The following is an 18,509-nucleotide window of genomic DNA, read 5'->3' on the forward strand; positions in this document are numbered from 1 at the left end:
ATCCCAACATGCCTGTCGATCCCACCGCCGCGATCCTGATGTATTTCCTCATGCCTGTCTGGTTGATGGTGGGCGTCGCGGACTGGCTCTGCCACAAGGCGACGCATATCGAGCGAACATCCGGCGCGAACGAGACCGTGCTTCATTTGATGATGTTCGCGGAGATCGGACTTCCGCTTCTCGCCGCAATCTTTCTCGACGTGAACGCGCTCATTATCGGCTTCATGATCGTGATGTTCCTGCTGCACGAAGCGACGGCGATGTGGGATGTCGATTACGCCGTCGCCCGACGTCGCGTGACGCCGCTCGAACAGCATGTGCACAGCTTTCTTGAAATGATCCCCTTGATGGCGCTGCTGCTGATCATTGCGCGCCACTGGCCGCAATTCCTCGCGTTGTTCGGCGCGGGCGAGGAGACCGCACGGTTGGATCTTGCCCGAAAGACCCCATCCCTTTCCCCGACCTATATCGTCGCTGTTCTCGCCGCCGCCAGCGTCGTCGCCCTTCTATATGTCGAGGAACTCTTCCGCTGCCTGCGCGCGAAGCGCCGCGTCGCCTTCGCTATGCCAAAGGCGAGCGGATGACGATCGAAGCGGCGCATCGCGCAGCGATAGAAGAGGAAGCGGCCGATCTCGCCGGGCTCGCGGAGGGGCTCCACAGACAAACCGGCTCGCGAGACTTCGATCGACTAATCGCGGAGTTCGACCGCATCCCCCAGGAGGCGAGGAGCGCGCGCGCGGCTGAAGAAGCCTTGGAAGCCGGGGCCCTCACGCTGCGGCGGCGATGGCTCGATCTCGCTGACGCCGAGACGCACAAAAGCTACCGCTCCCCCTCGGCCGAACAGACCGTCAAGACGCCGACGCGCTTCTTCGAGAATTTCGGCTATGAACGCGAGTTGCAGCCGACTGCGCTCGAAACGCGTTGTGCGGCATTCTTCGGATCGCTCCCGAAGGGGTGGCGCGCGGACCACATTCTCTTCTCCAGCGGACAGGCGGCGATGGCGGCGTCGCTGCATCTCGCCGAACGGCTCGCCCCGGCGGCGACCAAGCGCCCGATGAATGTCATTCATGCGGGCGCGTATTTCGAGACGTCGGAACTCCTCTCCATGCTGGCGGCGCGCTTTCACACAATGGCGACCGGCCATGCCGCCCTCTCCACGCCTTGGACGGGCGCCGATATCATCCTGATCGAGCCGATCTTTTACGAAGGACGCTTTGCAAGGATCCCCACATCAGAGATCGGAAGGCGTCTCGATGGCGGCGGGGCGACCATCCTTATCTTTGACGATACGCTGACGGGAGGCGCGGTGGATGTTGAACAGGATCTCTCGGCGCTGGAGGATATTGAAACCCGCGCGGTGATCCGGATCGCCTCCGGCTTGAAGCTGCTTCAGGGCGGCCTGGAGCTGGCGAATGTGGGCATTGTCAGCCTCTATGAGCGTCGCGAGAACAACGCCAACGCAGCCATGAGAAGGCTTCGCGCCCTGCTTGGACTAGGCCTGCGCTTTGCAGACGTCGCGGGCCTCGAAGCGCCATGGTTCCTCAACCGGGATTATACGCGCCGCTACAGCGAAGCCGTCTTCGCGCACAACCAGGCGCTAGCGACGGCGCTCACCGCCCATTCGCGCTCTTTCGAGTGCGTTTCGCACCCCTCCGTCGACTCCGCCGCCGGGGTTGCTCCCTTCTGCATCATGCGCCTCTCATCGTCCAAACTTAGCGATTACGAGGCGCTGTCGCAACGCATCCGGCAGGAAACCGAGCGACGGAAAATCATCTTCGACCGCGGTGGAAGCTTCGGCTTTCGAGGGCATCGCTACGATGTCGTCTCGCCTGCAAATGCGCCGCCCTTCCTGCGCGTTGCGATGGGACGACGCGACGGATGGTCGCTCCGCGGCGTCGTCGACCTTCTTCAGGAAATATAGAGGCTTCAGGCGTTGCCCGACTGACCAAGGTCCGCGCCCGTGCGCGGATCTGACAGAGGGTTGGACATCGTGCGCGCGGCAAAGCTCGACAAATCGCTCTGTTCCGAGCTCGTCAGCCCCACGCTGGCGTCGCCATCCCCGCCATCGACCGGGATGCCGCCGACGACGTCGTCCATCCGGCGCCACTGATCGCCGCTGTTCCAGGGGCCCTCCGTATCGCCCTCGCCTTGCGACGTGTTGACGTAAAGATTGGCGTATTCGGGAATGCCCTGAAGTTTGCCGGGCGGGAAATTCGCCTCGATCGAGTAGAGCGCCTTCTCGAAAGACTTCTGATGCGCGATCTCGCGTGTCATCAGAAAGCCAAGCGCCTCTTTCACGCCCGGATCGTCAGTGACGTTGATAAGCCGTTCATAGACGATCTTCGCCCGCGCCTCCGCGGCGATGTTGGAGCGCAGATCGCAAACAGGGTCTCCGATCGTGTCGATATAGGCTGCGGTCCATGGCACGCCGGAGGAATTGGTCAGCGACGGTCCGCCCCCGTATAGAATGGCTTGGGTGTGGCTGTCGCCGCCCTGCGTGAGCGAACGATAAAGATCCGCTTCCGTCTGGTTAGCTTCGGCGAGTTCGCCCTTCACGCCCTTGTTCAGCATCGCGACGATGCTGCCGATCACTTCGAGATGGCTCAGCTCTTCGGTCGCAATGTCCAGGAGCATGTCCTTGCGGCCCGGATCATCCTCCGCGAGCGCCTGCGTGAAATAACGCATCGCCGCCGCGAGTTCGCCTTGCGGTCCCCCGAACTGCTCCAGCATCAGGCTTGCAAGGACAGGGTTGGGCTCAGAGACGCGGACCGTGTATTGCAGCTTCTTGTTGTGCGTGAACATCATGAACTCCCGTCGGAAGCGTTCCTCGCGAAACGCCTGCCGACGGTGAGGGTTCCCGTTCGTTCACTCCGCAGCGACCGACGGGTTGAAATCCCCCTCGGTAGAACAGGGAACTTCTTGATTGATGCGGCGGAATGTCGACAGCGCCTGCCCCACGACCTGGTCCATGTTGTAATAGCGATAGGTCGCGAGGCGGCCGACAAACCAGACGTCCTTCTGCGCGAGCGCAAGCCTCTCATACCGCTTGTAAAGCTCCATATTCTCGGCGCGTGGCACCGGATAATAGGGATCGCCGTCGTCACAAGGGTATTCGAAGGTCAGGCTGGTTCTGTCGTGCTGCTGGCCGGTCAAATGCTTATATTCCGTGACCCGCGTATAGGCTTGCGTCTGCGGGTAGTTGACGACGGCGACCGGCTGATGGCGCCGCTCGTTCACGGTGACATGCTCGAACCTCAATGACCGGTAAGGCAGCCTCCCGAAGCGGAACTGGAAGAACTCGTCGATCGGCCCCGTATAGATCAGACGCCGAAATGGGATCCGACCGCGCACTTCGTCGAAGCTCGTCTGCAACATGATCTTTATGTTTGGATGGCCGAGCATCCGCTCGAACATGCGCGTATAGCCGCCCTCCGGCATGAATTGATAGGCGTCGTTGAAGTAGCGGTCGTCGCGATTGGTGCGCGTCGGCACGCGCGCAGTGACGGATTTGTCGAGCGCCGACGGCTCCACGCCCCATTGCTTCTTCGTGTAGCCGCGAAAGAACTTTTCGTACAACTCGCGGCCGACGGCGCTCACCACCACATCCTCGGAGGTCCGAATCTCCGCCGGCCTCTCCGCGCGCGCCGCGAACCACGCCGCGAGTCCCTCCGAATCCAGATTCAAGCCAAAGAGACGGTTGACCGTGTCCAGATTGATCGGGATGGGGAGAAGCATCCCGTCCACTTCCGCAAGCACGCGATGCTCGTAGGGCCGCCAGCGCGTGAAATTCGACAGATAGTCGAAGATCGGCTTTGCGTTTGTGTGAAAGATATGCGGCCCGTATTGATGAATGAGGAGACCAGCCTCATCGTAGCGGTCGTACGCGTTCCCCGAAATGTGCGGTCGCCTGTCGATGACGAGCACGCTTTCTCCACGCTGCGACGCGATGCGTTCGGCCAGCACGCTTCCCGCAAAGCCGGCCCCGACGATAAGCCAATCAAACACGGCGCGCCTCCGCGTTCACGTTGCGAGGCGGAACGAATGCGTCGAGATGCTGTCTCATCCCCGCCCAGGTGTCGTCCCAGGACATTGCGGAGAGGAATTCGTCCACCGATCGGAGCCAGCGCATGCGAGGCCGTTTCAGCAAGTACTCGATGCGGTCGACGAACGCTTCTCCAGTCGACGCAATTTCGACCAGTCCCATCGCGCCGTAAGGATGGACGACATCGTTGATCGGCGTGGAAACGACGGGCACGCCGGCGGCGAGGAATTCAGGCGTTTTCGTCGGGCTGATGAAACGCGTCGCCTCATTGATTGCGAAGGGCATGAAGCCGACGTCCCAGCCTGCAAGATATTGCGGCAGCGCCGCGTAATCCTTGCACCCGAGCCAGTGGATATTGGCGGCGCGCGGAAGCTTCGCCGGATCAATCTTGGCGGTCGGCCCGATCATCATCAGATGCCAGTTCGGCCGAAGCGCCGCGATTTCGGCGACGATGCGCGTATTCATACGCTCGTCGATGACGCCGAAAAAGCCGATGCGCGGATGCGGGGAGCCCGCCTGGTCGGCCGGTCCGCTCAACGAGAACCGCGCCTTGCGGAAATGCGCGACGTCGACGCTGCTAGGGAAGACGTGGATATTGTCGTGACGATCCAGCTTCGCCTCGTAGAGCGAACGGCCGCCGACATAGACGACGTCACAACGCGACAGCAGTCGGCGCTCCCATTCGACAATGCCGTCGGGCGCAGCGGCGAAAGCCGAAAGCTCGTCCATATTGTCGTAGACGCAACGATCAGGCTCCAACTCGCTCGTGAATTGGAGGGCCATCGGCGTGTAATACCAGGCGATCAGACGCTTGGGCTGCACCTTGGCGAGGAGGCCATCGAGCATGCCACGCAACGCCGCGTTGGTCGCCTGCGCGGAAAGATGCCTTGGGAGCAGCGGCGTAACAACCGAAACGCCCGACTTGTCCGTCTCGATGCGAAGGAATGGCGGGCCGTCAAAATGCTCGGGCTCTTCGAAATACCAGGTTTTGAATTCCCGCGCGGCCCGGCTCATCAAATGCTGCGGTCTCTGGAAAACAAAACGCCATCGAAGATGTGAAAAGCAGAAAAGATGCGTCGAATCGTTCGAATAGTTGCAGCCGGCACGCGCCATGTGATCCCTCCCGGCGCGGCGATTTTCGCTCGCGCCCTAATTCCAAAGACTTGTTGATTGTCCCTGGACGTAACGGGATTCTAAGCGCCTTTGTTCCAGCGTCGCCGTTGTCGGGCTTGCGCGTCTGCGCGTCGTATGCGCGCGCGTTACGCCGCGCGCGCGAGATCGGACATGACAGCCGCGAGGAAGCGCCCTGCTTCGCCACCGGAAACGACCCGGTGATCGAAGGTGAGGCTGAGCGGCAAGACGGCGCCGATGCGCATTTCACCATTAAGTGCGACGACTTCGCTTCGGATGCGCCCCGCGCCCAGGATGGCGACGGTCGGCGGCAGCACGACCGGCGCCGCATAGCGACCGGCGATGGTGCCGAAATTCGAGAGCGTGATCGTCGCGCCGCGCAACTCTTCTGGCGGAATTTTTCTCGCGGCCACATCGGCGCGCATCCTATTCAGGCCATCGCGCAGATCCGATGCGCTGCGCGAGCCAACATCTCTAAGAACTGGCACGAACAGCCCGTCCTGCGTATCGACCGCAATTCCGAGATCAATTCTATGTAGTAGTCGCCGCGACAGCGTAGCGCTCTCGAACCAGCAATTCAGCGCGGGCTCGGCTTCGCAGCCCTTGACCAAAGCACGAACCAAACGGATGGTGACGTCGGCCCCAGGCTCCCAGACGTCGATCCGCGCATCGTCCATAATCGTAGCCGGCGCCACTTCCGCCTGAGCGAAGGCCATATTTTGCGCCATCGCGCGTCTGAATCCACGCAACGGCTCTGCCGGCTCGACTTCGCTCAGAATGCGCGCGACGCGCTGAACGTCTTCCGCGGTGATCGCGCCGTCAGGCCCGGAGGGCGTGACGATGCCCAGATCCACGTTCAGCTTGCGCGCCAGCGCGCGGACGGCGGGAATGACCCGGGCAGGCGCGCCGGCGCGCCCGATCGTCGTGACGTCCCGCATGACGTTTGCGCTCGTCTCCACGACGCCGACCACGGTGCCCGCATCTTCTTCCTGGGCGCCCTCGAATTCGACGAGCGGCGCGCCGACTCGCACGATATCGCGCGGCGCGGCGAAAAGGCGCTCGATGCGCCCGGCGCGCGGAGAAGGAATCTCGACGACCGCTTTCGCCGTTTCGACTGCAAGCAGCGGTTGGTCGACGGCGACTTCATCGCCGGGCTTCACTCGCCATTCGACAAGCTCGGCTTCTTGCAGGCCTTCGCCAAGGTCGGGCAACCGAAACGTCTTCATGATCCCTCCATGACCTCGCGAACGGCGTCGACAATACGGTCGACGCTCGGGATGAATTGCCGTTCCAATCGATAAAGGGGAACCACCACGTCGTAGCCGGCGACGCGCTTGACGGGCGCCTGGAGAGAATACAGAGCGCGCTCTGCGATTTCCGCGGCGATTTCCGCGCCGAAACCCGCCATGCGCGTCGCTTCGTGCACGATCACGCAACGTCCCGTCTTCTCAACGGAGCGCAGGATCGTTTCTGAATCCAGCGGCTTGAGCGTGGCGACATCTATGACTTCGGCGTCGATCCCCTGCTCCGCCAAAACGTCCGCAGCCGCTTCGGCCTCCCTGACCATGGCGCCCCATGAGACCATGGTCACATCGGCTCCTTCGCGCGAGAGGAAGCACGCGTCGAGCGGCAGCGCTTCGCCGTCATCCGCGACTTCCTGCTTGAAGAGGCGATAGAGTCGCGTCGGCTCGAGAAACACAACTGGATCCGGGTCGCGCATCGCAGCGAGAAGCAAGCCATAGGCCCGCGCCGGCGACGAGGGGATGACGACCCGCAGGCCCGGCACATGCGCAAAAAGCGCCTCGGGACTTTCCGAGTGATGTTCGGGCGCGTGGATGCCGGCGCCGTAAGGCGAGCGCAACACCATCGGGCATGTCAGACGCCCGCGCGTGCGGTTTCGCAATCGCGAAGCATGATTGATCATCTGGTCGAGCGTCGGATAGATGAACCCGGTGAACTGAATCTCGGCCACCGGCTTCAGGCCCATCGCGGCCATGCCGACGGCGACGCCGGCGATGCCGCCCTCGGCGAGCGGCGTGTCGAGAACGCGCTCGCGACCGAAACGCGCCTGCAAGCCGTTCGTCGCGCGAAAGACGCCGCCATTCATTCCGATGTCTTCGCCAAGGAGGAGCACGCTTTCGTCCCGCGCCATCTCGGTGGCGAGCGCGGCGTTGACGGCTTCGACGAGGTTCAGCTCAGCCATGACCGTTTGCCTTGTTCGAATAACGACGCGCGCAATCGCGCTGCTCTACGAGAGAGGTTGGCAGGGTCTCATAGAGATAGTCGAACATGGCGTCGCTGCTTTGCGCTGGCGTTCCGAGATAAGCGGTCACGGCGTTTTCCACCTCTTCCCCGCATTGCTTGAGCAGCGCCGCCTCCTTGTCCTTCGACCAAAGGCCTTTCTCGATCAGGTAAGCGCGAAGGCGTGCAATGGGCTCCCGCGTCCATTCGCGCCGAACGACGTCCGGATCGCGGTAGCGCGTCGCGTCGTCTGCGGTCGTGTGGTCGCCGAGACGGTAGGTCAGCGCCTCGATGAGCGTCGGCCCCTCGCCCGCACGCGCCTTGGCGACGGCGCGGCGCGCAATGTCATAAACCGCGGCGACGTCGTTGCCGTCGACCTGCCGGCATTCGACGCCCGCCGCAACGCCCTTCTGCGCCAGCGTCTGTGCGGCGCTCTCGAGCGATCTCGGCGTAGAAATCGCCCATCCATTATTGTTGATCAGGATCACGACGGGCGCGTTCCAGACGCCGGCCATGTTCAGCGCTTCGTAGAAGGCCCCGTTCGCCGTGCCGCCATCGCCGACGAATGTGACGGCGACGCGCTCTTCCCTACGCACCTTGAAGGCGTAGGCCGCGCCGACCGCATGCGCGATCTGCGTTGCGACGGGGACGCAATTGGGAAAATCCTGGCGGGGCGCCTGGAAATCGCTCCCCCGCTCGTCGCCGCCCCAATAGAGCAGGCATTCCGTCATGCTCATCCCGCGAATGAACTGGGCGCCGTGATCACGATAGGAGGGCACGAGCACGTCGCGCGTCTCCATGGCTGAGGCGACGCCGACGCCGACAGCTTCCTGCCCCAACGCCGAAGCGAAGGTGCCGAGCTGGCCTGTTCTCTGCAAAGCGATGGCTTTGCCGTCGAAGACCCGTGTGCGCGTCATGGCGCGATAAAGGGTCTCCAGCGTCTCGTCGTCGACCGGCAGGGCCCCTCCAAGGGGGACGCCCTCCGGCGACAGATAGCGAAGGAGATCGATTTGCGGGTCGATGCTGGTGTGAAGGCCCATGGCGACGCTCGCGCTGGAGAGGCTTAGCGGTCTCGATGCAGTCAGCAGTTAGCGCGAGGGCGCGGGAAGTCACGCAGGCGGCGCCAAAATTGGCGCGGACCCGCTTGCGACTCGCGCGCATGGCGCGCTGCTTGGACGGGTCTTGAAAGCCCGGCCAGGCGTCCAACCTTTGTTGCATGGCGAGTGACTCTTTTACGGACCCTTTCGCCTTAGGCGACGAAATCGGCCCTTCCAAAATCATCTATTTGCGCACGCCCTCAGTGGGCCTTCGCGCCATCGTCGTCATCGACAATGTCGCCGCGGGGCCCGCGATCGGCGGAACGCGAATGGCCCCCGATGTGAGCGCGCGCGAATGCTTCCGGCTCGCCCGCGCCATGACGCTGAAAAACGCCGCCTGCGGCCTGCGGCACGGCGGCGCGAAATCGGTGATCTTCGCAGACCCGACAATGCCGCGGCCCGAGAAGGAGCAACTGATCCGGGCCTTCGCGACCGCGATCGCGCCGCTGACCGAATATATCCCGGGTCCAGATATGGGCACGGATGAAACGGCGATGGGGTGGATCCACGACGAGATCGGCCGGGCCGTTGGTCTACCCGCCGAGATCGGCGGCATACCGCTCGACGTCATCGGCGCGACAGGTTTTGGCGTCGCCATCTCCGCCGAGGTCGCGGCGCCCTTTGCAGGCTTGTCGCTCAACGGGGCGCGAATCGTCGTGCAAGGCTTTGGCGCGGTCGGCGAGCACGCAGCGCGCTTTCTCGAAAGGCGCGGCGCGCGCCTTGTCGGCGTCGCGGATATTGGCGGCGCCGTCGTCAATCCCGAAGGGCTGGACATAGAGGCGCTGTCGCAACTGAAACGGCAGGGAAAGAGCGTCTCGGACTATCGCGGCGGCCGCGTCATCGCCAATGACTCGCTGGTTGCAACGCCCTGCGACATATGGATACCCGCTGCGCGGCCAGACGCCATTCGCGCCGACAATGTGGATCGACTTGAGTGTCGACTCGTCGTGCAAGGCGCCAATGTTCCGGCGACGCGGGAGGCCGAAAAAATCATGTTCCAGCGCGGCATCGTCAGCGTGCCGGACTTCATCGCAAATGCGGGCGGAGTCGTTTCGGCCGCAGTCGAGTATAGCGGCGGCGCGCGGTCGACAGCCTTCGCGATGATCGAGGAAAAGGTTGGCGGAAACACGCTGCTGACGCTCGAACGCGCGCGAGAGATGGGCGTTCCTCCGGTCGAGGCGGCGTCCGCCCTCGCGATCGACCGGCTCCGCAAGATGATGGAGCTGCGGCGCTGGCGCTAGCCGCTTAACGAAGACGCTCGATTGCAATGGCGGTGGCTTCGCCTCCGCCGATGCAGAGCGCGGCAATGCCTCTCTTGAGGCCATGGCGCTCCAAAGCCGCTAGTAAAGTCACGATGATCCGGGCGCCCGACGCGCCGATGGGATGGCCGAGCGCGCATGCGCCGCCATGGACATTCACCTTGTCGCGCGGAAGACCGAGATCCTGCATCGCCGCCATGACGACGACGGCGAAGGCTTCGTTGATCTCGAAGAGATCGATATCTTTCAGGGACCAGTCGAGCTTCTCGACCAGCTTCCTGACCGCGGCGATCGGCGCGGTCGGGAAGGCGGCTGGCGCGCCCGCATGAGTCGCATGCCCGACAATCGCTGCGCGCGGCGTCAGCCCTTCGCTTTCGGCGTAGCGCGCCGTCGTCAGAGCGAGCGCCGCGGCGCCGTCGGAGATCGCGCTGGAATTCGCCGCCGTGAGCGTTCCATCTTCGCGAAAAGCCGCCCGCAGCCTGGGGATCGCGTCAGGATCCGCCTTGAGCGGCAATTCGTCATGGACGAGCCCCTCTGGCAAAATCTCCGCGTCGAAGAACCCTTCCTTCATTGCGTGCTGGGCGCGCGCGAGCGAAGAGAGCGCGTATTCGTCCTGCATGGCGCGCGTGAATTGATAAGCGGACGCGCAATCCTCCGCGAAAGAGCCCATCAGACGGCCCTTTTCATAGGCGTCCTCGAGCCCGTCGAGAAACATATGGTCGAGAACGCGGCGATGGCCCATGCGGAAGCCAGAACGCGCCCGCTCCAGGAGATAGGGAGCATTGCTCATACTCTCCATGCCGCCCGCGATGATCACGCGCGCGCTCTCAGCGCGCAAGCGATCATGCGCATCCATTACGGCTTTCATGCCCGAGCCGCACATCTTGTTGATCGTGACGCAGGGCGTCTCCTCGCTCAAGCCTGCGCCAAGGGCCGCCTGCCGCGCCGGAGCCTGTCCAAGTCCCGCCGTGAGAACGCAGCCCATCGCACATTCGTCGACGCCTTCTTTCGAGAGGCCGGCGCGCGAGACCGCCGCCGCTACCGCCCGCGCCCCGAGCATTGGCGACGGAACATCCTTCAACGCGCCAAGAAAGGCGCCGATCGGGGTGCGCGCTGCGCCGACAATGACCACGGGATCGTGCATGACGCGCCTCTTCGAAATCTCAAGCGACTTCCTGTTACGTGGCGCATCCCGGAGGAGAAGGAAGAGGCGCTAGGGAGCGCTCGGAAAGCGCGGTTCCGGCGAGCCGTCGCCTGCAAGTATCTTCGCGACCGCAGCCTCACTCACCTCTTCAAGCGCAGCGGGGCGCCACTGTGGAGATCGATCCTTATCGACGATCGCCGCGCGAATGCCCTCTTGAAGATCATGCGTCCCGAGGAGACCGCAAGCCGCGCGAAATTCCTTGATGAGGCACGCCTCAAGATTTTCGGCTCTCATCGCCTGCTTCAACAGCGCATGCGTCACCTTGAGGCTCGTCGGCGATTTGCCGCGGATCTCCCTGGCGGCGCTGTCAGCAAAGCTTGTCCCCAAAGACTCGAGCGCCTCGAGAATGTCCTCGACTTGATCCTTCGACATGACGCGATCCAGCGTTTCCGCGTTTTTCGCCAATTCCCCGATCTCTGCCTGGCCCGCGGATTCCCGCAGGAGAGCATTCGCTTCGGAAGAGTCCCTGATGGTTGTCAAGCGTCGGATAACCCCCTCGAGCTTTTGCGACTCGACGAAGACATCGGCCAGCCCGACATGAAGCGCGTCGGCGGCGGAGATCGTCGCGCCCGACAATGCGAGATAAACGCCTGCGCCGCCGGCCCGCGTCAGCAGCCATGTGCCGCCCACATCAGGGACGAAGCCGATGCCGGTTTCCGGCATGGCGAGGCGCGTGCGCTCCGTCACGATTCGGCAATTTCCGTGCGCGGAAACGCCGACGCCGCCGCCCATCACCAGCCCGTCCATGACGACCACATAAGGCTTTCCGTAGCGGGCGATCATGGCGTTGAGTTCGTATTCCTCACGCCAGAAATCCCTGTAGTAATCTTTGTCGCCGTCGCGGAGGTCGTAAAGCCTGCGTATATCGCCGCCCGCGCAGAGCCCACGCTCGCCTTCGCCGGTGACGAGGACCGCAAAGATGTTCGCGTCCGACGCAAAGTCGACGAGCGCCCGCCTAAACCCCCGAACCATGTGGAGCGTCAGGCTATTGAGCGCCTTTGGCCGATTCAGCCGAATGCGGCCGACCCGGCCTTCTCGCGAAACAAGGATCTCCGCCTGCGCCATCATAAATCCTTCAACAAATCCCGCGCGACGATCACGCGCATGATTTCGTTCGTTCCTTCTAGGATGCGATGCACCCGCAAATCACGCAACAGTTTCTCGACGCCGTAGTCGGAGAGATAGCCGTATCCGCCGAAGATTTGCACGGCGCTATCGACGACTGCGAAGCCCGTGTCGGTGGCGACGCGTTTCGCCATAGCGCAGAGGCGCGTCGCATCCGCGTCCTTCACATCGAGGGCGGCCGCGGCGCGCCAAAGCAGAGCCCGCGCCGCCTCGAGATCCGTCGCCATGTCCGCGAGTTTGAATTGAAGCGTTTGAAAGTCGGCGATGGCGCGCCCAAAGGCTTTGCGCTCATGTGCATAGACGGTCGCCTTTTCCAGAGCGCTTTGGGCGCCGCCGAGCGAACAGGCGCCGATATTGAGGCGTCCGCCATCGAGAGCGGCCATCGCCATGCGAAAGCCTTCTCCCTCTGCGCCAAGGCGGTTCTCAACCGAAACCCTGCAGTCGTCGAAGGCCACGGTCCGCGTCGGCTGCGCGTTCCAACCCATTTTTCGCTCATTGACGCCGAAGCTCAATCCGGCGGCGTCGCCTTCGACGAGGAATGCCGAGATTCCAGTCGACCCCGCATCGCCCGTTCGGGCCATCACGATGTAGAGATGCTTATCGCCGCCCGCGCCGGCGCCGGAGATGAATTGCTTCTGGCCCGTGAGGACATAAGCGTCGCCGTGCCGGACTGCCCACGTGCGCAAAGCCGCCGCATCGGAGCCGCAGCCTGGTTCCGTCAGGCAGTAGCTCGTCAGCGTCTCCATGGTCGCCAGACTTGGCATGTAGCGACGGCGCTGCTCGTCCGAGCCATAAGCGTCGATCATCCAGCCGCACATGTTATGAATCGAAAGATAGGCGGCGACCGCCGGGCAGCCCGTCGCGAGCGCTTCGAAAATCAGCGCCGCGTCGACGCGTGAAAGCCCGGCCCCGCCCGCCTCCTCGCGAACATAGATCGCCGCCATCCCCAGCGCCGCGGCAGCGCGGAATGTTTCAACAGGGAAAACCTTGTTCGCGTCCCAATCCAGCGCGAAAGGCTCAATCTTCTCGGCCGCGAAGCCCAGCGCCATGTCCCGAATGGCGCGCTGCTCTTCGCTCAGGCCGCTCAGAGAATATAGAGGCAAGGCTCGTCTCCTGTCTCTCAACAAAACTTCCGTTTTGTGCGGAACGCCCGCGCCACGCGCGATTCGGGCGAACGCCCAAGACGCTCGCAAATGAAAGCGCCCGCATCGAGCAGTCGGTCGAGATCGACGCCCGTATCGGCGCCCGAGTCATGGAGCATATAGACAACGTCCTCCGTCGCGACGTTGCCGGTCGCGCCCGGGGCATAGGGGCAGCCGCCAAGCCCCGCGACCGAACTGTCGAAGGTCGATACGCCCAGTTCGAGGCAGGCGAAAATATTTGCAAGCGCCTGCCCGTAGGTGTCGTGGAAATGACCAGCGAGCCGCTCGATCGGCACATCGCGGGCGACGGCTTCGACAAGCCTGCGCGCGGCGAAGGGCGTTCCAACGCCGATCGTATCGCCGAGCGAGACTTCGTAGCAGCCCAGCCTATGCAGCTCTCTTGCGATGGCGACCACGCGCGCCGTGTCGACGTTTCCCTCGAACGGACAGCCCAGGACGCAGGAAATATAGCCACGAATGGCGACGCCGTGGGTTTTGGCTATTGGCGCAAGCGACCCGATCCTCTCCAGACTTTCCTCGATCCTGCAATTGAGATTCCTGAGGGAGAAGCTTTCGGAGGCCGCGGTGAGAACCGCGACTTCTCGCACGCCGGCGGCGAGCGCGGCCTCCAGCCCTATGATATTCGGCGTCAAAACACATAGCCGCGCGTCGCAGCTCGGAGCGATTGCCGCGAGCACCTCGGCCGTTCCCTTCATCTGCGGAACGGCGCGAGGCGGCACAAAGCTTCCGGCCTCGATCGTCTTCAGGCCCGCCCGCGCGAGAAGCTCGATCAGTCGCGCACGGGTGTCGATCGAAAGAAGGGCCGGCTCATTCTGAAGACCGTCTCTAGGGCCGACCTCTACGAGTCGGATGCGCTCAGGCAACGTCATCGGCGGACCGCCAGGCGAGCAGTTCCTCGCCCTCCCGCACCGATTGCCCCTCTCCGCAATAGACCTCCTTCACCACACCCTCGTGCGGCGCGTTGATCGGGATTTCCATTTTCATGGCCTCCAGCAGAATGAGCGGCGCGCCCTTTTCAATGTGATCGCCGCGCTTGACGAGAACCTTCGCGACGCGCGCCGGCAACGGAGCCATGAAAGGGCGTTCGCGCTCGACAGGTTTCGGCGGCGGCGCGAGCGTCTCGATCCATTCCAGAAAGTAATTGCGACCATCCACGATCACCACCCAGCCCGAAGGCAGAGTGGCGACCGCGACTTCCTTACGCCTGCCCTCGACAAAAAGCGCGAGGCGCTCGCCAACATGCTTCGCCGTGACCAAGAGAGCCCCCTGCGGGGTCGTCATCCGAAAGCTATCCGCATCGATCAAGACAATGTCGCATTCTAGCAGCCGACCGTCGTAGCGGAACGCGACCTTTTGCCTGTCTTCACCGTAAAGACGCCAGGCGTCGGCGACGGCCCAGGGAGAATATGGATCGCTGCACGCGATCGATGCGCTCTCCCGCGCACGCCAACCCGCCGCGGCTGCGGCAAGCAGAAGCGTTTCGTCCGCGGGAAGCGGCTGCAGAGCATTCGCCACGTCCTGCGCGAGGCTCGTATCCGCATGCCCGTCGAGAAACGCGTCGTTTCGTAGCAGCGCGCGCAAAAAGTCGAGATTGGACGCGACGCCGACAATTGCAATCGCGTCGAGCGCCCTCGCAAGCAAGCGGACAGCCCCGTCTCTTTCCTCGTCCCAAGCGACGACTTTGGCGAGGAGAGAATCATAATGGGACGAGATCGCGTCCCCCTCCTTCACGCCGATCTCAACGCGCAGTCTCTCGCTCTCGGCTGGCAGCCTGAGATGCGCGATGGCGCCCGAGGAAGGCCGGAAATCTTGCGCTGGATCTTCGGCGCAAAGTCGCGCCTCGATCGCCCAACCTCGAGACCCGATTTCATCCTGCCGCTTCGGCAGCGACTCTCCGGATGCGACGCGAAACTGCCATTCGACGAGATCCATCCCCGAAATCATTTCGGTGACCGGATGCTCCACCTGCAGACGCGCATTCACTTCGAGAAAGTAAAAAGAGAGGCCGTCCAGGAGGAACTCTGCGGTCCCCGCGCCGACATAGGCTGAAGCGCGCGCGATGCGCCTCGTCGCGTTCCAAAGCGCGGCGCGCATCTCATTGGCGACGCCGGGCCCCGGGCTTTCTTCTATCACCTTTTGGTGGCGTCTTTGCAGGGAACAGTCGCGTTCGGCGAAAGTTGCGACGTTGCCGTGAGCGTCCGCGACGAACTGGATCTCGACGTGCCTCGGCCTCTCGACGAATTTTTCGAGGAGCAAACGCCCGTCTCCAAAAGCGAGCGCTGCCTCCCGCGCAGCGCTCTCCATCGCGCCAGACAGCTCGTCTTCGGTTTGAACGACGCGCATGCCCCGACCGCCGCCGCCGGCAGACGCCTTGATGACGACAGGGTAGCCGATCTCGCGCGCAACCGAAGCAAAAAGGCGCGCATCCTGCCCATCGCCATGAAAGCCGGGAAGCGTCGGCACGCCAATCTCGTTCATCAGCCGCTTGGCCGCCGCCTTGTCCCCGACGGCTTGCATCGTCCTAGGCGACGGCCCGATGAAAACGATTCCAGCTTGCGCGCAGCGTTCCGAGAAAGCCGCCGATTCGGCGAGAAACCCGTAACCCGGATGAATTACGTCGGCCCCAGTGTGTCGCGCGACTTCGATGATTTTCTCGGCGCACAGGTAGCTGTCCCGCGCCGGCGCGGGACCTAATCGCCAGGCTTCGTCCGCCATCTCCACATGAAGCGCATCGGCGTCCGGGTCGGAAAAGACCGCGACGGACGCAACGCCCATGCGGCGCGCCGTCCTGATAACGCGGCAGGCGATTTCTCCCCGGTTCGCGATCAGGACTTTTCGGAACATGCTAGACGCTCCGCGGAGCGCGCCAGATCGGCGCGCGCTTTTCCAGAAAGCCGCTCAGACCCTCGACCCCTTCCGGCGATGAGCGGCGCTCAGCGAGAAGCCTTGCAGTCTCCCTTGATAGCGAAGCGTCGGGAATGCGGTCCTGACATATGCGGACCAATTGTTTGACAGCCGCCTGCGCGCCGGGCGCGCCGAGAAGGAGCGCTTCGACGATCCGGTCTCGCGCAGCGATCAGGCCATCTTCACGGGCGACCTCATGCACGAGTCCGACATGAAAGGCGCAGTCCGCGCCGACGATTTCCGCCGACAGCGCCAGGGCGCGCATGGCGCGAGCGCCGATGGCGCGCAGAACATAAGGGCCGACCACCGCCGGAATCAGGCCGAGGCGCACTTCGCTGAGACAGAATTTCGCGCTCTTCGCGGCAAGGGAGATGTCGCAACAGGCGACGAGCCCCACGCCGCCCCCGAAGGCCACCCCCTGAACCAGCGCGACTGTCGGCTTGGAGAGTTGGTCCAATGCGCCGAACATCTCTTCAAGGGCGAGCGCATCCTTTTCATTTTCCTGCGGCGACGCCTCTGCTGCGCTTTTCATCCATTCGATGTCGCCGCCCGCGCAGAAATTCTCGCCGGCCCCGCTGAGCACGACGACGCGGGCATCGGGATCCGCATCGATCCGGCGCAGGGCGCCGCCGAGATGCGCGACAAGCGACGGGTCGAGCGCATTGCGGCGCTGGGGGCGGTTCAGGATCAGCGTGACCACGCCTCTGTCGTCCATCGTTTCGACAAGTTCCATGCGGCCTCACATTCGAAAAAGACCGAAACGCGTCTGTTCGATAGGCGCGTTGAGACTTGCGGAAATGGCGAGCGCAAGGACGCGCCTCGTATCGGCGGGATCGATGACGCCGTCGTCCCACAGCCGCGCGCTGGCGTAGAGCGCATCGCTTTGGCTCTCATATTGCGCGCGAATCGTCCTGGAGTAAGCGCTCTCCTCTTCGACAGTCCAAAGCTCCCCGCGCGCTTCGCTGGCTCCGCGCTTCACACGGGTCAGCACATTGGCCGCCTGCTCGCCGCCCATCACGCCGATCCGCGCATTGGGCCACATCCACAGGAATCGGGGAGAATAAGCCCGACCGCACATCGCGTAATTGCCGGCGCCGAAACTGCCGCCGATGATGACCGTGAATTTCGGCACGGCGGCGCTCGCGACGGCGGCCACCATCTTGGCGCCCTCCTTGGCGACGCCCTGCGCTTCGTATTTTCTTCCCACCATGAACCCTGTCGTGTTCTGCAGGAAGACGAGCGGCGTCCCGCGTTGCGCGCAAAGTTCGATGAAATGTGCGGCTTTCAAGGCGCTTTCGGGAAAGATGATGCCATTGTTGGCGACGATCCCGACCTCGTAGCCCCAGATGCGCGCGAAGCCCGTCAACAGCGTCGGTCCATACAGAGCGCGAAACTCGTCGAAGCGACTATCGTCGACAATGCGCGCGATGACCTCCCGCGCATCGAACTGCTTGCGGGCGTCGTTCGGCACGACCCCGTATAGCTCCTGCGCGTCGTATCTCGGCTCCACGGCCGCTTCGGCCGCTCGTTTATTGCCCGGCGGCAGATGGCTGACAATCGCGCGCGCAAGCGCGAGGGCGTGCGCGTCATTCTCTGCGAGATGATCCGTCACGCCGGATTGCCGGCAATGAACGTCAGCGCCGCCGAGATCGTTTGCGGAGACGACTTCGCCAGTCGCCGCCTCGACGAGCGGCGGACCGGCGAGAAAAATCGTTCCCTGATTGCGCACGATGATCGTCTCGTCGGACATGGCCGGGACATAGGCGCCCCCGGCGGTGCAGGAACCCATGACCACGGCGATCTGCGACACGCCCTCGGCCGACATCCGCGCCTGATTGTAAAAGATGCGGCCGAAATGATCACGATCGGGGAAGACGTCTTCCTGCGTCGGGAGATTGGCGCCGCCGGAGTCGACGAGATAGACGCAGGGCAATCTGTTCTGCGCCGCGATTTCCTGCGCGCGCAGATGTTTTTTCACCGTCATCGGGAAATAGGCGCCGCCTTTCACCGTCGCGTCATTGGCGACGATCATGCATTCGCGACCTTTGATCCGGCCGACGCCCGCGACGACGCCGGCGCAGGCCAGCTTGCCGTCATACATGCCGTAAGCGGCGTAATGCCCGATTTCGAGAAAGGGCGAAAACGGATCGACAAGCGCGGCGATGCGTTCGCGCGCCAGCATCTTTCCGCGCCCGGTATGACGCGCCTGCGCCTCGGCGCCGCCTCCCTTGCAGATGAGCGAAGAGATGTCTCGGAGCTTTTCCACACGCGCGGTCATGGCGTCGCGGTTTTCGGCGAACTCCGCCAAGCGTCGATCAATCGATGTCTCGACGATCGCCATTG

General features: G+C 63.4%; 16 protein-coding genes. 3 read left to right on the plus strand and 13 right to left on the minus strand.

Annotated elements, in window-relative coordinates; all coding sequences use genetic code 11:
- Positions 1–8: 8 nt before the first annotated feature.
- Entirely contained in the window at positions 9–584 is a 576-nt protein-coding gene (locus tag ACPFMJ_RS09895) for a diguanylate cyclase (RefSeq protein ID WP_424363625.1), read from the plus strand.
- A complete protein-coding gene (locus ACPFMJ_RS09900) occupies positions 581–1,921 on the plus strand; it encodes a hypothetical protein (protein WP_424363626.1) in 1,341 nt (446 codons plus the stop codon). The genes ACPFMJ_RS09895 and ACPFMJ_RS09900 overlap by 4 nt, the downstream gene beginning before the upstream one ends.
- A 5-nt stretch (positions 1,922–1,926) precedes the next feature.
- Here the strand turns inward: ACPFMJ_RS09900 and ACPFMJ_RS09905 are convergent, their stop codons facing one another.
- From ACPFMJ_RS09905 to pdhA, 6 genes are all read right to left on the minus strand, one after another.
- Positions 1,927–2,802, minus strand: a complete 876-nt coding sequence (locus ACPFMJ_RS09905) for a manganese catalase family protein (RefSeq protein WP_424363832.1) — start codon at positions 2,800–2,802, stop codon at positions 1,927–1,929.
- Positions 2,803–2,865: 63 nt separating this feature from the next.
- Complete coding sequence (glf, locus tag ACPFMJ_RS09910; RefSeq protein ID WP_424363627.1) at positions 2,866–4,005, minus strand: UDP-galactopyranose mutase; 1,140 nt, start codon at positions 4,003–4,005, stop codon at positions 2,866–2,868.
- Positions 3,998–5,056: a glycosyltransferase gene (locus ACPFMJ_RS09915; protein WP_424363628.1), complete on the minus strand. Its 1,059-nt coding sequence runs from the start codon at positions 5,054–5,056 to the stop codon at positions 3,998–4,000. The genes glf and ACPFMJ_RS09915 overlap by 8 nt, the downstream gene beginning before the upstream one ends.
- Positions 5,057–5,301: 245 nt before the next feature.
- A complete protein-coding gene (locus ACPFMJ_RS09920; protein WP_424363629.1) occupies positions 5,302–6,399 on the minus strand; it encodes a dihydrolipoamide acetyltransferase family protein in 1,098 nt (365 codons plus the stop codon).
- Entirely contained in the window at positions 6,396–7,376 is a 981-nt protein-coding gene (locus ACPFMJ_RS09925; protein WP_424363630.1) for an alpha-ketoacid dehydrogenase subunit beta, read from the minus strand. Before ACPFMJ_RS09925 ends, ACPFMJ_RS09920 begins: the two co-directional genes overlap by 4 nt.
- Entirely contained in the window at positions 7,369–8,454 is a 1,086-nt protein-coding gene (gene pdhA / locus ACPFMJ_RS09930) for a pyruvate dehydrogenase (acetyl-transferring) E1 component subunit alpha (RefSeq protein ID WP_424363631.1), read from the minus strand. Before pdhA ends, ACPFMJ_RS09925 begins: the two co-directional genes overlap by 8 nt.
- Positions 8,455–8,699: 245 nt before the next feature.
- Here pdhA and ACPFMJ_RS09935 point away from each other — a divergent pair, with 245 nt between their 5' ends.
- A complete protein-coding gene (locus ACPFMJ_RS09935; protein ID WP_424363632.1) occupies positions 8,700–9,752 on the plus strand; it encodes a Glu/Leu/Phe/Val family dehydrogenase in 1,053 nt (350 codons plus the stop codon).
- 4 nt (positions 9,753–9,756) lie between these two features.
- Here ACPFMJ_RS09935 and ACPFMJ_RS09940 read toward each other — a convergent pair whose 3' ends face one another.
- The 7 genes from ACPFMJ_RS09940 to ACPFMJ_RS09970 all read right to left on the minus strand — a co-directional run bounded on the left by ACPFMJ_RS09940 (position 9,757) and on the right by ACPFMJ_RS09970 (position 18,507).
- Entirely contained in the window at positions 9,757–10,914 is a 1,158-nt protein-coding gene (locus ACPFMJ_RS09940; RefSeq protein WP_424363633.1) for an acetyl-CoA C-acyltransferase, read from the minus strand.
- A gap of 69 nt (positions 10,915–10,983) precedes the next feature.
- Positions 10,984–12,042 (minus strand): enoyl-CoA hydratase/isomerase family protein, encoded by a 1,059-nt coding sequence (locus ACPFMJ_RS09945; RefSeq protein ID WP_424363634.1) that lies wholly within the window; start codon positions 12,040–12,042, stop codon positions 10,984–10,986.
- Complete coding sequence (locus ACPFMJ_RS09950; RefSeq protein WP_424363833.1) at positions 12,039–13,148, minus strand: acyl-CoA dehydrogenase family protein; 1,110 nt, start codon at positions 13,146–13,148, stop codon at positions 12,039–12,041. The genes ACPFMJ_RS09945 and ACPFMJ_RS09950 overlap by 4 nt, the downstream gene beginning before the upstream one ends.
- Positions 13,149–13,219: 71 nt before the next feature.
- Positions 13,220–14,131, minus strand: coding sequence for a hydroxymethylglutaryl-CoA lyase (locus ACPFMJ_RS09955; protein ID WP_424363635.1), 912 nt, complete (start codon positions 14,129–14,131; stop codon positions 13,220–13,222).
- Positions 14,118–16,106, minus strand: a complete 1,989-nt coding sequence (locus ACPFMJ_RS09960; RefSeq protein ID WP_424363636.1) for an acetyl/propionyl/methylcrotonyl-CoA carboxylase subunit alpha — start codon at positions 16,104–16,106, stop codon at positions 14,118–14,120. Before ACPFMJ_RS09960 ends, ACPFMJ_RS09955 begins: the two co-directional genes overlap by 14 nt.
- A gap of 1 nt (position 16,107) precedes the next feature.
- Complete coding sequence (locus ACPFMJ_RS09965; protein WP_424363637.1) at positions 16,108–16,899, minus strand: enoyl-CoA hydratase-related protein; 792 nt, start codon at positions 16,897–16,899, stop codon at positions 16,108–16,110.
- 6 nt (positions 16,900–16,905) lie between these two features.
- Complete coding sequence (locus ACPFMJ_RS09970; RefSeq protein ID WP_424363638.1) at positions 16,906–18,507, minus strand: carboxyl transferase domain-containing protein; 1,602 nt, start codon at positions 18,505–18,507, stop codon at positions 16,906–16,908.
- Positions 18,508–18,509: the final 2 nt, after the last annotated feature.

The sequence above is a fragment of the Methylocystis parvus genome (assembly GCF_049675845.1).
In the GTDB taxonomy this organism is placed as follows: Bacteria; Pseudomonadota; Alphaproteobacteria; order Rhizobiales; family Beijerinckiaceae; genus Methylocystis; species Methylocystis parvus_A.

Excerpts from the sequence above, each read along its gene's own strand:
- ACPFMJ_RS09895 (WP_424363625.1), top strand. The coding sequence starts at position 9 with ATGCCTGTCGATCCCACCGCCGCGATCCTGATGTATTTCCTCATGCCT.
- ACPFMJ_RS09900 (WP_424363626.1), top strand. The coding sequence starts at position 581 with ATGACGATCGAAGCGGCGCATCGCGCAGCGATAGAAGAGGAAGCGGCC.
- ACPFMJ_RS09905 (WP_424363832.1), bottom strand. The coding sequence starts at position 2,802 with ATGTTCACGCACAACAAGAAGCTGCAATACACGGTCCGCGTCTCTGAG.
- ACPFMJ_RS09915 (WP_424363628.1), bottom strand. The coding sequence starts at position 5,056 with ATGAGCCGGGCCGCGCGGGAATTCAAAACCTGGTATTTCGAAGAGCCC.
- ACPFMJ_RS09920 (WP_424363629.1), bottom strand. The coding sequence starts at position 6,399 with ATGAAGACGTTTCGGTTGCCCGACCTTGGCGAAGGCCTGCAAGAAGCC.
- ACPFMJ_RS09925 (WP_424363630.1), bottom strand. The coding sequence starts at position 7,376 with ATGGCTGAGCTGAACCTCGTCGAAGCCGTCAACGCCGCGCTCGCCACC.
- pdhA (WP_424363631.1), bottom strand. The coding sequence starts at position 8,454 with ATGGGCCTTCACACCAGCATCGACCCGCAAATCGATCTCCTTCGCTAT.
- ACPFMJ_RS09940 (WP_424363633.1), bottom strand. The coding sequence starts at position 10,914 with ATGCACGATCCCGTGGTCATTGTCGGCGCAGCGCGCACCCCGATCGGC.
- ACPFMJ_RS09945 (WP_424363634.1), bottom strand. The coding sequence starts at position 12,042 with ATGATGGCGCAGGCGGAGATCCTTGTTTCGCGAGAAGGCCGGGTCGGC.
- ACPFMJ_RS09950 (WP_424363833.1), bottom strand. The coding sequence starts at position 13,148 with ATGGCGCTGGGCTTCGCGGCCGAGAAGATTGAGCCTTTCGCGCTGGAT.
- ACPFMJ_RS09955 (WP_424363635.1), bottom strand. The coding sequence starts at position 14,131 with ATGACGTTGCCTGAGCGCATCCGACTCGTAGAGGTCGGCCCTAGAGAC.
- ACPFMJ_RS09960 (WP_424363636.1), bottom strand. The coding sequence starts at position 16,106 with ATGTTCCGAAAAGTCCTGATCGCGAACCGGGGAGAAATCGCCTGCCGC.
- ACPFMJ_RS09965 (WP_424363637.1), bottom strand. The coding sequence starts at position 16,899 with ATGGAACTTGTCGAAACGATGGACGACAGAGGCGTGGTCACGCTGATC.
- ACPFMJ_RS09970 (WP_424363638.1), bottom strand. The coding sequence starts at position 18,507 with ATGGCGATCGTCGAGACATCGATTGATCGACGCTTGGCGGAGTTCGCC.